The sequence below is a fragment of the Staphylococcus caledonicus genome, from assembly GCF_016238465.1.
Taxonomy (GTDB): domain Bacteria; phylum Bacillota; class Bacilli; order Staphylococcales; family Staphylococcaceae; genus Staphylococcus; species Staphylococcus caledonicus.
The window spans coordinates 171902-185859 of sequence record NZ_JABTXV010000001.1 but is presented as its reverse complement, the minus strand read 5'-3'; the positions used below and the strand labels follow the sequence as shown (position 1 = coordinate 185859).

Annotated in this window: 14 protein-coding genes; 4 read left to right on the top strand and 10 right to left on the bottom strand. The window is 33.5% G+C overall.

All coding sequences use genetic code 11. The features are described from left to right. Position 1 precedes the first annotated feature (1 nt). The 5 genes from pfkB to norA all read right to left on the bottom strand — a co-directional run bounded on the left by pfkB (position 2) and on the right by norA (position 4274). On the bottom strand, positions 2 to 922 hold the full coding sequence (gene pfkB, locus HS848_RS00900; protein WP_198610935.1) for a 1-phosphofructokinase: 921 nt from the start codon (positions 920 to 922) through the stop codon (positions 2 to 4). Beyond that, positions 919 to 1680 (bottom strand): DeoR/GlpR family DNA-binding transcription regulator, encoded by a 762-nt coding sequence (locus tag HS848_RS00895; RefSeq protein WP_198610934.1) that lies wholly within the window; start codon positions 1678 to 1680, stop codon positions 919 to 921. Before HS848_RS00895 ends, pfkB begins: the two co-directional genes overlap by 4 nt. 169 nt (positions 1681 to 1849) lie before the next feature. Further along, positions 1850 to 2329, bottom strand: a complete 480-nt coding sequence (gene ybaK, locus HS848_RS00890; protein WP_198610933.1) for a Cys-tRNA(Pro) deacylase — start codon at positions 2327 to 2329, stop codon at positions 1850 to 1852. 93 nt (positions 2330 to 2422) lie between these two features. After that, on the bottom strand, positions 2423 to 2908 hold the full coding sequence (locus tag HS848_RS00885) for a hypothetical protein (RefSeq protein ID WP_198610932.1): 486 nt from the start codon (positions 2906 to 2908) through the stop codon (positions 2423 to 2425). 196 nt (positions 2909 to 3104) lie between these two features. Then, positions 3105 to 4274, bottom strand: a complete 1170-nt coding sequence (gene norA / locus HS848_RS00880; protein ID WP_198610931.1) for a multidrug efflux MFS transporter NorA — start codon at positions 4272 to 4274, stop codon at positions 3105 to 3107. 427 nt (positions 4275 to 4701) lie between these two features. Between norA and HS848_RS00875 the strand changes: the two genes are divergently transcribed. Both HS848_RS00875 and HS848_RS12660 read left to right on the top strand, forming a co-directional pair. Next, positions 4702 to 5319, top strand: coding sequence for a DUF1361 domain-containing protein (locus HS848_RS00875; protein WP_107507791.1), 618 nt, complete (start codon positions 4702 to 4704; stop codon positions 5317 to 5319). Then, positions 5316 to 5594 carry a hypothetical protein gene (locus tag HS848_RS12660; RefSeq protein WP_232806047.1) on the top strand — a complete coding sequence of 93 codons (279 nt, stop codon included), beginning with the start codon at positions 5316 to 5318 and terminating at the stop codon, positions 5592 to 5594. Before HS848_RS00875 ends, HS848_RS12660 begins: the two co-directional genes overlap by 4 nt. Positions 5595 to 5687: 93 nt before the next feature. Here HS848_RS12660 and HS848_RS00870 read toward each other — a convergent pair whose 3' ends face one another. The 3 genes from HS848_RS00870 to HS848_RS00860 all read right to left on the bottom strand — a co-directional run bounded on the left by HS848_RS00870 (position 5688) and on the right by HS848_RS00860 (position 8597). Further along, complete coding sequence (locus HS848_RS00870; protein ID WP_198610930.1) at positions 5688 to 7061, bottom strand: cryptochrome/photolyase family protein; 1374 nt, start codon at positions 7059 to 7061, stop codon at positions 5688 to 5690. A 204-nt stretch (positions 7062 to 7265) separates the two neighbouring features. Further along, positions 7266 to 7571, bottom strand: a complete 306-nt coding sequence (locus HS848_RS00865; protein ID WP_107507794.1) for a hypothetical protein — start codon at positions 7569 to 7571, stop codon at positions 7266 to 7268. 93 nt (positions 7572 to 7664) lie between these two features. Then, a complete protein-coding gene (locus tag HS848_RS00860) occupies positions 7665 to 8597 on the bottom strand; it encodes a CobW family GTP-binding protein (protein ID WP_198610929.1) in 933 nt (310 codons plus the stop codon). 225 nt (positions 8598 to 8822) lie between these two features. On the opposite strand from HS848_RS00860, the gene HS848_RS00855 reads away from it, so the two are divergent. Beyond that, positions 8823 to 9260, top strand: coding sequence for a MarR family winged helix-turn-helix transcriptional regulator (locus HS848_RS00855; protein WP_103165938.1), 438 nt, complete (start codon positions 8823 to 8825; stop codon positions 9258 to 9260). 122 nt (positions 9261 to 9382) lie between these two features. Here the strand turns inward: HS848_RS00855 and HS848_RS00850 are convergent, their stop codons facing one another. Next, a complete protein-coding gene (locus tag HS848_RS00850) occupies positions 9383 to 11068 on the bottom strand; it encodes an amino acid ABC transporter ATP-binding/permease protein (protein WP_198610928.1) in 1686 nt (561 codons plus the stop codon). Beyond that, positions 11065 to 12696: an ABC transporter ATP-binding protein/permease gene (locus HS848_RS00845; protein WP_198610927.1), complete on the bottom strand. Its 1632-nt coding sequence runs from the start codon at positions 12694 to 12696 to the stop codon at positions 11065 to 11067. Before HS848_RS00845 ends, HS848_RS00850 begins: the two co-directional genes overlap by 4 nt. Before the next feature lie 272 nt (positions 12697 to 12968). On the opposite strand from HS848_RS00845, the gene HS848_RS00840 reads away from it, so the two are divergent. Beyond that, positions 12969 to 13838, top strand: a complete 870-nt coding sequence (locus HS848_RS00840; protein WP_198610926.1) for an undecaprenyl-diphosphate phosphatase — start codon at positions 12969 to 12971, stop codon at positions 13836 to 13838. Positions 13839 to 13958: the final 120 nt, after the last annotated feature.

Below are 13958 nucleotides of genomic sequence, written 5' to 3'. Positions count from 1 at the left end.
TTCACTCCCCATCAAGTACTGTAATCGTAACTTGTGATTTGATTTCTTCTATATCTTCACGCGTCGCTAAATCCTCAGTGAAAGCCGTTGCCGTACCTGATGCTACGGCTTGGCAAAATGCATCTTCAAGCGATAATCCTGCCTCAATTCCAGCTACCATACCAGCAACTGTGCTATCCCCTGAACCAACTGTATTAATCACTTTGCCTTGTGGATTTTGAGCTTTAATACTACGATTTGCATCGATATAAATGGCACCTTCTCCACCTAATGAAATAATGACAGATTGTGCACCTTCCGTTAAAATTTGACGACCGTATGTGACCACATCTTGATCCGTTTGAACTTTAATATCGAACATTTCTTCTAATTCATCTTTATTAGGTTTAATAAATAATGGTTGATATTTTAATACCGTATTAACTAAGTCTTTTTCCGCATCAACAACTAATTTAGCACCTGTTTGATGCGTAATTTCCGCAATTTGTGCATAAGCATCACTTGGAATACTTTTCGGAACGCTACCGGCTACAATGACAGTATCTTTATCAGTCGTTTGTTTAATCTGATCAAGTAACGATTCAAATTGAAACGCTGTCACGCTTGGTCCAGGCGCATTGATTTCAGTTTCTTCTCCAGACTTAAGCTTAACGTTAATCCTTGTATCTTCATCGACTTTAATGAAGTCTGTTTGAATATCGCTTTGTTCTAATGCATTGGCGATAAAGTCGCCAGGAAAGCCACCAACGAAGCCTAGCGCAGTAGATTGTACGCCTAATTCGTTTAATACTCGTGAAACGTTGATACCTTTCCCACCTGCGAATTTATATGTAGCGGTTGCTCTATTTAACCCTTTAAGTTCAAACCCATCAGTAAACATGATGTAATCGATGGATGGATTGAATGTCACTGTATATATCATGTCTCTCCTCCTAAAAATTGATATTTTTCTTGATATTTATTGAAAAGTTTATGTGTCGTTGCTTGTTTAGAGGTGATTATTTCCACATGATGGTCACCAATTGGTACATGTGCAAAATAGACTTCGTCTAATTTTGTATGATCTAGTAACACATACGAACGATTAGCTTGAACGATAGCTTTCTCTTTAATCAAAGCTTCTTTTTCATCAGGGGTCGTTAGTCCATAATTTAAATCCAATCCATTCATTCCTAGAAATGATTTATCAAAACAATAACGATTCATTGTAGTCAGTGCACTTGCTCCCACCGTCGCAAAGGTCGTTTCTTTAACTTGACCACCTATCATGAGCGTTTTTATACCTTGGGCAAGCAATTTTTCAACATGTGTTAAACCGTTTGTAACCACTACAATATCTTGTGCTTCAATAAATGGAATCATTTCAATGGTTGAGGAACCTGCATCCATAAAAATACAATCATGGTCTTGGATTAATTGTGCTGCTTTTTTACCAATCGCTTTCTTTTCTTTTAAGTTCTTTGTTAGTTTATCTGACAGAATTGGTTCGCTATGGCGATTGCTATTTAGTGTCGCCCCTCCGTGCACCCGTTGAAGACGTCCTAATTGTTGAAGTTTTGATAAGTCTCTCCTGATAGTTGAGGCACTACACCCTGTTCGTTCTATTAATTCTTGGAGCGTTAAAAACTCCTTCCGTTTTAATTCTTGAAGAATTAAATCATAACGTTTTTCTGAAATCATATAACCACCCCACTTCACTCCATATTATAATGTGTACGCTTACATTTTTCAATCATAAATCACCAAAAACATTCAAAAACAATCAATATTCTGAAAAAGAGAGCGAGACAGCAACCTTTATAAAACTTCAAAGGTTTCGTAGTCCCACCCCTGTAAAATTGACTGTTATTTATTTTTGAATGATATCCGCCGTTTGTGCTTGAGTAATGTCGATTAAATCATTAACATCCAATACAATTTGCATGCCACGTTGGCCACCACTTACTATAATTTGATTAAGCGCTAATGCCGAATCATTGATGGTAGTTTTAAATAAATGTTTCATTCCTACTGGTGAACATCCACCTCTAATATAACCTGTCACTTGTTTCAAATTATCTAGAGGCATTAATTGTAGTTTCTTTTCATTTACTACATGGGCTGCCGCTTTCATATCAAGTGTTTCATCGACAGGAATAACAAACACATAATGATCATGGTTCGCATTTTCGAGCACCAATGTTTTATAAACTTCTTTTACATCGGCACCCACCATTTTTGCTACTGTGGTGCCATCCATATGACCATTGCCCACTTCATACGTATTCACTTCATATTTAATCTTTGCTCTATCAAGCATACGCATCGCATTCGTTTTTTTATGTTTCATACACTGTCACCTCATTAATTGATATAAATTAGTTTACTACTAAACTATTACAAATGAAAAAAGCGCTCTTTTCTCATTTAAGAAAAGGCGCTATCAGTTTCCCCTATTTGATGTTGCGTCAATTTTACCAATTTTATCAACTGCTATTTCAGTTTGTTGATTACCTTGATTGGAATGAATAGAAAATGTTACATCTTGACTTGTTTCATCTGTTTGATCTAATGTAACTATTTTCCCATAACGTTGTTCAGCATAGTTTTGAGCGAGTGCTTTACATTCTACCGTTGAATACGTATGTTGATGATTCTCATTAGTTGCTTGTTTCGTAGTTTGTAACTGATTGTATTGCACTTCCGCTTTACGTTCATTGCTGTCTTTTTCAGAAGCTTTAGCCGTGTGAGTAGTGTTGATATTTAATGTATTTTCAATTGCTGATACGTTACCCATCTTTGAAAATGTAGAAATCGTTTGATGTACTTTGGCTAAGGCGTTTTGATTTGTGGCAATAAATAATAAGAAAGCTAAACAAATTGATAAAATTACAGCTATCATACCTAAAAGTATGTTTTTTAAATTCATCTCCTTACCCACATTTCCTCTTAATTTTTACTTATCTTAACATACAACTAGAGTAAAAATAATTAGGTAGACCGCAATTTAAAATAACTGTAATCTTTGTAACAATTATATTACCGAACGACTTTATATTGTTACAAATTATCAATTTAAATGTAAAAAAAGTATTTAGTGTGTTAACTTCTTCAGTGTTTATTTATTAAGATGAACGTTTATGACGTCGACTGGCTTGCATTGCCTTTTCAACAAAAATAATTACAATACCAAAGACCATTACGATAATCGCCATATATAATGGAAATTCTAAATTAATGTCGAAGAGCATACCAGCGACTAGGGGGCCTACGAAGTTACCCATACTAGTGAATGTGGAGTTTAATCCTCCGGCGAAACCTTGACGGTTGCCTGCAATATTTGAAAAATAATTAGTTAATGCTGGGCGAATCAAGTCAAATCCGATAAAGACGATAAAACTGATTAACATGATAGACCAGTAGCTATTAGACACGATGAGCAGACCTAGAACTATCGCGGAATAGAGTAGTGACCAGATAATGAATGTTAATTCAGTCATATATTTCATGAATTTATCAAAGAAGAAGACTTGGAAGACGGCACCTGCTACGCCGCCACCGACAATAGCGATTGAAATGTCACGTGGTGTGTAATGCGCTTTCTCTGAAGTATATAATGAGAATAACGTTTCAAATGATGATAATCCGAAAGCTAAAACAAGTGTCAAAATGATAGGCGTAATAAATACTTTCCAATTGATCTTAGAAAATTCTTCCGTTTCGAACATTTGGAAACCTTCTGTTGTTACTTTACGTGGGTTATGAATTAATATTAAAGACATAATAAATGCTAGTACCCCTAGGACACCTGCAAAATAGAAAGGTGCTCGATGAGAAAATTCTGCTAAAAATCCTCCGATACCTGGTCCAAGTATAAAACCTGAATTAATAATTGCTGACATATAACCGAAGTTTTTCGCTTTATCTTTAGCGGGTGAAATATCGGCAATCATACCTGTTACACCTGGCATAACCATACCTGCACTGAAACCGCCCAAGATTCTTGAAATAATAAGAATAGAAAAACTATGTCCAACTGCGAATAAGAATTCTGAAATTGCGAATAAACTTAGACCAATACAGATGATTAATTTTTTACCTAATTTGTCTGCAAGCGTACCACCAAATGGAGAAATGAGCATTTGTGATAGCGCAAAGACTGCTACTAAAACACCTAAATCACTACCTTTTAATCCTAAATCTTTTAAATATACTGGCAATACTGGAATAACGAGTCCAATACCCACAAAGATTAAGAAAATATTAAAGTAGAGTGTAAATAATTGTTTTTTCATGGTCACACCTCTTTTCATTAATTGCGAGATTGATAACAAAGGTCTAAGGGGTCACGACAGAAATCTCATGTACTTTTGAAGATTTCAAAGTTCCTTAGTAATGTTAATTAGAGTTGAAGATAGTAAGGGTTTAATACATCTTCATCATACAATATCGTGACATTGTATACTATTTCTTCTCTATATTACAATAGTAAATTTTAAATACTAAGCAATTAAACTTAATGCTTTGGCGGTAATTGTTTGTAATATACCCAAGTTAAAATGATATTTTCTTCTTTTAAAATTCATTTTGTGAATCTTATTCATTTTAGTTTTAAAATATATAGTTAAATTATTTGATTACCATCTTGTGAACGTTTATTATTAAAAATTGACTAACTAAAATGAGCCTTATAATTAATAACCTAAGAAAGTAGTGTATAACATGACCGCGCGTTATATTGCGAGAATATATTTTATTATCCTTTTTATAATTTCATTATTTGAAACACGGGTCTTTAATTTTATGAGTTTAAATCTTTTCCTAGCTTACGTGCCTTTTGAATTGTGTTTACTTTTACGATTATTTAGACCTAGAAAAACGTTTGAGTGGCCGTTATTTATTGTGTTTAGTTTGATTTTCATCTTATTAGTACCCAATACATTCTATATGTTGACGGATTTAATTCATTTAAATCAATTTACATTTGATTTTTATATGCGACTCAATATAATGGAATGGATTTATTTCACATATTTATTACTTGGCGTCTTTTTAGCTATTTATTGTATGATCCTTATTTACATCGAATTATTACATTTCACTTCGAAAATGTGGTTTAATCGTTCATTAATTATTATTCTTATGTTTTTAAATGGTTTAGGCATTTATATGGGACGCTTTTTAAGATTCCATACCATCCACTTAATTACTGAACCATTCAAGATTGTTCACCAAGTGATTTCATCGTTGAATACACACACGATTACGTTTATTTTACTGATGGTTCTATTACAAGCTGTCATCATTGTCTTTGTGAAAGGAGTTCGCGTTGCAAAATGATGTTAAATATTCTAATGCTTTTGATTATAATCCTAGCTTTGCAACTGATTATCGGTCATTTCTTTCATGTGATTGGCTTTAAACTATCACACAGTATTATTCTGACATTATTGCCACTTGGTATTGGACTATTCCTTATACAAGTCTTTTACTACGAACGTCGTTACCCTAATTGGAACGTTCCATTAAATGTTAAACTCAGATTAAAATATATGTATATCATTACTTTCTTCGAGTATATAGCCGTATATATTTGTCTATTTGTTTTTAAATAGCCTAAAGGATAAGATCCGTATAAAGAAATAAAGCTCGAGCAGTTTGGAATACTTCATAATGAAGGTCCTAAGCTACTCGAGCTTTTAATATAATTAAATACTTTTAAACGTTTCCATCACATATTCTCTAGCATTTTTATGATCCACGATAGGTTGAGGATAATCTGTTCCTAGCTTTACCCCTTCTTCTTCAAGTTGAGCTTTATTTTTAAGCGGATCATGTATCAATTTAGCCGAAATATCATCAAAGAGAGGGATAAACTTCTTAATATATAAAGCATCTTTATCAAAACGCTCACTTTGACGAATTGGATTAAACATTCTAAAGTACGGTACTGCATCTGTACCCGTTGAAGCCGACCATTGCCAGCCGTGGACATTCGATGCAGAATCATAATCGATTAATTTTTTTCTAAAATAATCTTCTCCCCATGTCCAATCTATAAATAAATCTTTTGTTAAAAATTGAGAGACTACCATTCTCATACGATTATGCATAAAACCTGTATTATTCAATTCTGCCATAGCTGCATCTACTAATGGAAAGCCTGTTTGTTCTTCACACCAATGTTGGAAGTTTTTATTATCATTAGACCACTTAATTTGACGATACTTTTCATTAAAAGCTTCGTGCGCCGTGTTAGGATATTGCGTCATTAAGACGTAATAAAATTCTCGGAACATCAACTCTCTAATAAACTTTTCAATATTACTTTCATCTTCTTCATAACTTTCTAAAAGCTGAGTTATAATTTGGTTAATATCAATCAGCCCATAAGCTAAAACGATGCTAAGTTGACTCGTTAATACTTCTGGTAAATATTCACGATTAGTATCATAATTTTGAATATCGTTGTCTAAGTATTCATTCCAGTTTTTTATAGCTTGGCTTTCTGACAATCCTTCTTGTGCAACCTCTTTATCTAAAGTCTGTTGAGACTTAACGGCAATCTTCGCAATATCTTTTAATTTATAATCGTATGAAGAATGTTGACGCAGTTTAGAACGATGCGCTTTATAAAAACTAGTGAATACTTTATAAGGTTCACCTTGCTTATTCATTGTCGAACTAGGCTTGAAATAATGATTCGCTCGCAACGTAGTCACAGTGACATCATACTTTTCAAACGCCTTCTTCAAATGACGTATATCATAAGCTTCTTGGTGATAGCTCATAATATCGCCTGCTACCACAACTTCAGATATGCCTTTATCCTTAGAAAAGTCTCCTAGCTGACTATAATCTATTAAAAATGGTTCAATATCATGTTTGTGTAGTTCTTTTAAAAACTTATCTAACGTTCCATAATAATAACGTTCTTTTAATTCTGTACCATCTTCTTCAAATAGTTCTTGTGGAATAATAAGATAACATTTATCAATATCTTCTTGTTGTTGACTTATATATTCAAATAACGGGTTATTATTCACCCGAAATACTCGATTAAGGATTACACCAATATTCATTGTTTCACTCCTGAGATTAAAGTTCATATACTTTACCCTTTTTCCCGAAAAGTAATAATGTTTAATGAACAAAAAAGAACGGCGACAGAAATCTTATGTAATTCCCAAGATTTCGTCGTGCCGTCCCACGATATTGACTGAAAGTGAAGATAGTATAGTTTCATGGCCTAGCTTCGTCTATTTAGTCTTATACTAGTTTGATTATTAAATGATTAAACCTAATGTTTCACGATTAAGTCCGAATACATATAATAAAATAAAGAATATGATAGCACTTAATACGGTTAAAATAAGTGTTAAGATTAATGTTCGTTTGAAACGATTCACGAATGCTACAAAGAGCATCCCTAAATTATAAGCGAAGAACAGACCAAATAATGCCATAGAAATTTTTATATTAGTAAAGAAAATATTTATCAATAATATAATGACCGCGAAAATAACATATGGAATGGTAATCCATTTAAATTCAAATCGAATTTGCTTCGTACGTTTATCTTCATTATTCATGCGCAAACCCTCCTACTATTATTATAAAATATCACACTCACATATTAGATATGTGACAAAGTTCTGAATTATCTAGTCATACCATTACTTGTTTTAAGTGAATTGAATCATCTCCAACTGATTACGTAAACGTGCTGTATCGAGTTCTTCACCAATTAACACAATCGTTAAGGGCACATCTTTATTTATAACGCCATAATCCGGTAAACCCATAGCATACTGAAATTCATAAATCGCTTCAGGAAGATCTCTAAATTTCACAAAGCCTTTCAAACGTAGAACATTGTCCGGCAAGCGCATGATAAACTGATAAAACAACTGACGGTCGATAGGCGAAGTAAACGTATATTGCATAGATTGGATTCCATGATGATGCGCATGTGGATGATGACCATCAAATGCTTTTGAATCATGATGTTCTTGTAATTGTGCAATATCTATTTGACTATATGTCGTAGCTATTCTTAGCGCATTCGGATTAAGGCGTCTCAACTCATCATGCATCTTCTGAAGACTTGCATCGTCAATTAAATCCACTTTATTAATAATCATTGCATCACTATATTTTAGTTGCTCTTCCATTAAATGTGAAGTTGAGTGACTATAGTCTTCTTTTTTTGAAAATCGCTGTGCATCTACAATTCCAATAATCTGTGGCACTTCCACTTGTTTGACTACTGTTGGGTCTTGGCAAGCAGCAAATATTTCAAGCGGATGTGCAATACCTGTAGCTTCAATAATGATATGAGTCGTCTCATCTTGTGTTGTCGTCGCCTTTAATTGTTGGACTAAATCTTCATTTAAATCGCAACATACACAACCATTAACGAGCGATTTAATAGAAACATTCTCTCCTATTACTAAACTATCTACATCAAAATTTCCAAATTCGTTCATTACAATTTTTATTTTCTCATCTTTTTTTAATAATTGGTCTATATAATGTTTGAGAAATGTAGTCTTACCACTTCCTAGAAAGCCAGTTATAATTGTAATAGATATTTTTTCATTTTTATTATTAATCACATTAAATTCTCTTTTCTTTTTTAAAATTATATGAATTTGATAATATATCTATATATTTTAGATTATACTTGATTAAAATTGAATTTTCTTCTAAAATTTAAGCATACTTTAATTTTAGTATGGCATTAAAACGAAGTGTGTTGCAATGTATATTTTATACAACATAGACGAAATTTAATCCGATATATAGAGAGAGACGGATAGAATGTCTGGAGGAGAACTTTAATGTCTGAACAACATAATTTGAAAGAGCAACTATGCTTTAGTTTGTACAATGCTCAAAGACAGGTTAATCGCTACTATTCAAACAAAGTCTTTAAAAAGTATAACCTTACTTATCCACAATTTTTAGTGTTAAGTATCTTATGGGATGAATCTCCTGTAAATGTCAAAAAGGTTGTAACAGAACTAGCATTAGATACTGGAACAGTATCACCTTTATTAAAAAGAATGGAACAAGTTGATTTAATCAAACGTGAACGTTCTGAAGTAGATCAACGTGAAGTATTTATTCATCTCACTGAAAAAAGTGAAAAAATTAAACCTGAATTAAGCACAGCATCACAAAAAGTTGCTACCGCTTCTTCGTTAAGTAATGACGAAGTGCATGAGCTCAATCGTCTATTAGGTAAAGTCATCAACGCTTTTACGCAATCTAAGTAGAATGACATGCTAATACTAAGCCAATTAAAGTTATTTACTTCAAATCAATTGTTATACATTTACCAGTAACGAAAAGCCTGAGTTATCTTTCCAACGAAGATATCTCAGGCTTTTTGTTTGAGTTATGATTTAACTGTTTGAGTCTTATCATTATTTCTCAAAATACGACTTAAATAGCTATCACGCTTACATAATGCATTATAGCTTCCTTGCTCAACGATTTCACCATCCATCATCACAACAATAGTATCGAATTGTGGCAATAATTGTAAATCATGGGTCGCTACAACAAGCGTGTCAGCATGCGCTTGAATTAACTTCATAATATTTTGCGTATTCTCCTCGTCTAAAGCGGTCGTTGGTTCATCTAATAGCCAAACATTCGCTTCTTTAAGGAATAGACGCGCTAGCGCAAGACGTTGCACCTCTCCGCCAGACAACCTGCTACCATCGATTGAGATATGTTGCTCGATATCTAAATGGTCAAGATTCAAGCTTTCTAATACATTGATGAGTGTTTCGTCTTGTTGCTCTGAAAATAAATTATAACGAATCGTTCCATCAAACAGTTGTTGTGTTTGTAATAATGCATTCATTGCACTATAACGCTCATCTTCGATAATATGGCTGACTTGTTGTCCGTTAAATAACACTTCCCCTTGTTCAATGTCATATAAGCCACTCATTATTTGTAAAAGTGAACTTTTACCAGATCCAGAGGGCCCTATAATAGCGACTTTCTCCCCTTGATGAATAGTCAGATTAACATTTTTCAAAACAGGAAGTTCTTGATTTAAGTAACTGAAATTCATATTCTCAATTTCAAAGACATTTTTTTGAGAAGGCATAAGATGTTCGTTATCTTCTACTACCGGATAATCAAGAATTTCATTTAAATCTGACAGGGCTTCGTCGGTGTCCGCTTTATAATACGCGACATTACTCATAGGCACTGCTTGTTCAAATAATGTTAGCATCATTAGTACTATACTTGTTAAATAGACCACATTTAGTTGGCCATTTTCAACTTGCATAACACCAAGTGCTAAGCTTGCAAATAGTGCAATCATAGCAATTATATTTAAAATATAATCGTACATTGTTAAAAAACGTGTTTCTTTCGCTTGCGATTCATCATATTGGCGCAATGACGCTAAAACATCTTGATAATAGTCTTCACTTTGATTAAAACGCGCTAATTCTTCATAACCTTCTTTGTAATCATAGAATTGCGTTAACAATTGTCGCTGTTCTGAGGCTACCTGACGTTTAAGTTTATAAGCTCGTCGTGCACTAAGCCAAGGTACAAGCCATAAAGAACAGAGCATACTTACGACGATAATGATCGCGTGTGCAATGCTAAAATAAATTAGCGTTATTGCAGCTATGAGTGCAGTAAACCCTATGACGACAGGAGGATAGTAGACACGTAAATAAATATTCTGTAGTGCTTCAACCTTGTTAATCATTTTAGAAAGTAAGTCACTAGATGAATATTTACGATACACATGTGGACCACGTGGAATAAATCGTTTTAAAAATTGAACTCTCACATCGCGTAACATTGTAAAAGTTGTTCTATGAGATAATAAACGTTCTCCGTATCGTGCGATTGCGCGTAAAAAGCCGAATAACTTCACTGATACTACTAATACCATTAAGGCATATAACGGTGCGCCTAATGCACTTTGAGTTACCATATAGCCACTTAAGAAAAACATGGCTAAAGCTACTAGGCTTCCTCCTATACCTGTTAAGATGGCTAATATCAAGTCTCTATCTGGTCGAAATTTGATATGTGATTTCATACATCTTCACCATCCTTATCTATACTTACTGAAATCGTTGCATCGTCTTCTACTAGACGTCCCTCTTTAATATATAATCGTCTTGTCGCTTGACGTATCGTTGAATCACGATGTGCAATAATGAGCATGGTCGTATGTTGAAAGCGTTGAGCAATCGCTTCTTGAATCACACGTTCTGTTTCAATATCAAGACCAGTCGTCGGTTCATCAAAGATAACGACATCGGGATTCATTAATAATATACGGGACAATTCAAGACGTCGCATTTGACCCCCAGACATTGTTTCCCCACCTTCACCAATACGTGTATGAATACCGTCTTTCAATGACATGACTTTTTCTTTCAAGCCTACCCAGTCAAGTACTTGGAGCACCTTGTCATCAGAAACAGTTTTAAACATGGCAATATTTTCTTTGATTGTTGCCGCAAAAATATAAGGATGTTGACTTAGCATTCCGATGTTCTTTACTTCTGCATCGAAAGTTACCTGACCATTTGTCGGTTCTAATGTCTGAGTTAATAGTTTTGCTAATGTTGTTTTACCGGCACCACTTGGTCCTACAATGGCAATTTTTTCACCTTGTCTTATGCTTAATGACAAGTTCTGAATAGCAAATAAAGATTTCTCGTCATATTGAAACGCGACGTCGGTCATTTCAATTTGGTTGCTTTGAGTAGGTACAATTTCTAGTGTGTGATTGGGAGTTTCATTTTCAGTATTTAAAAATCCAAAAACGATATCACTGGAACCTTCACTTTGTTTACCAGTATGAAACGCTTGCCCTAAATCTTTGATAGCATTATAGAATTCGGGCGCTAAGATAATCGCAATAGCTGCTGTTCTAAAATCAATATGATGAAAAACAACAAGACTAAGCGCTGCTTCTAAAGCGACTAACCCGATTCCGAGCATACTAATAAATTCAAGCATGAGCCCTGAGAGAAATGCACTTTTCAAAATACGCATCGTTAGATCTCTAAAACGCGTACTATCTTCGTAGATCAGTGCTTCTGCTTGATTGATACGTCTAAATAATTTCAAAGTAATTAGTCCTTTGGCTACGTTTAGAAATCGCTGACTGAATTGATTTAGATAGTTCATTTGTTCTTTTGATTCATCACGTGTTTTTAAGCCAAAAATAATATAAAAGAGAGGTATAAATGGTGCTGTCACCATCATAATGAGTGCTGTATTTAAGTGGATAAAGCACATAGCGATGATAATCATTAAAGGTATCATCATAGATTTGAAAACTTGCGGTAAATAACTTTTAAAAAATGGTGCCAAACCATCAATAGCCTCAGTTAAAATATTAATTTGAGTACCAATTGGAGCTGATGAGTGTTTAAGCACGACCTGTTTACGTAGCTGATGTTTCACTTTCATAGCTAAGTGATCTCCAAGTCGTAAATTGAACATATTGAATGTTACTCGCGCTATTAGTACGATGAAAATAACGAGTAATAAAGAAAAAATATTTGTAGTGTTATGATAGAGTACACGATTCAAAAATTCTGCGATACTCACATTTTGCACTACGACGCTTATTGCTAAAAGAAAGCTGGTTATTCCCATTAATACTGGAAAAGATTTATATTTAAAGACTAAATTCATTAGTTTTTTCACTTTAACTTCACCTAGTTTTCTATTATAAGAGCTTATTATTGTTTTGGCATTTAATACCTTTTGAAAATTAGTGACAATATAATGGCAATAAAATTTTAAATATAGATTTTTGAATTCGTAGTTTTTTATAATCGTACATGATTTTGTCATTCTTCTTTATAATCATTAGCAAAGTCGCAATTTAATGTGATATTATAGTAAAGTGAATTTTGACAACAATCTATTTTTTAAAACTATAAAATTAATTTTTAAATAAAAGAAAGAGGTTTCTTATGATTATTATTGAGTTTATCAAGGGGCTTATTCTAGGTGTCGTTGAAGGCTTAACTGAGTTTGCTCCGGTATCTTCTACTGGCCATATGATTCTAGTTGATAACATGTGGTTGAAATCAACAGAATTTTTAGGTCCCCATTCCGCTTTTACTTTTAAAGTCGTCATCCAATTAGGTTCAGTCTTTGCAGCCGCATGGGTCTTCCGTGAACGTTATTTCGAAATGTTACATATCGGAAAATATAGACATGCTTCGATTAATGAAGAGTTTCGTTCTAAACCACGTCGTTTGAATTTATTACATGTGTTAGTAGGTATGATTCCAGCAGGTATTTTAGGTGTCTTATTCGATGATTTTATTGAAGAACATTTATTCAGTGTACCTACTGTTATGATTGGATTATTCCTTGGTGCAATTTATATGATTATTGCTGATAAATACAGTGAAAAGGTTCGCAATCCTCAAACTGTAGACCAACTTAGCTATGTTCAAGCCTTTGTAATTGGGATTTCTCAAGCCGTAGCGATGTGGCCTGGATTTAGTAGATCTGGTTCAACTATTTCAACAGGTGTCTTAATGAAGTTAGATCATAAATCAGCTTCAGATTTCACTTTCATTATGGCTGTACCTATTATGTTAGCAGCGAGTGCATTATCATTAGTTAAAAACTACCAATATATTGAACTTGCACATCTACCATTCTATTTAATCGGATTTTTAGCAGCATTTATTGTTGGTTTAATCGCGATTAAGACATTCTTACATTTAATTAACAGAGTTAAATTAGTTCCATTTGCGATTTATCGTATTGTATTAGTAATCATTATTGCTATTCTTTACTTTGGCTTCGGCATCGGTAAAGGAATTTAATTTTTCTAAGTAAGTGTGAAATCTATATTTAATAATGATAAGCTTGAAGATGAATTTCAAATTAGAAATAATCTTCAAGCTTATTTTTATATCGTTATTGTATAGTCGGTGATTTTTACA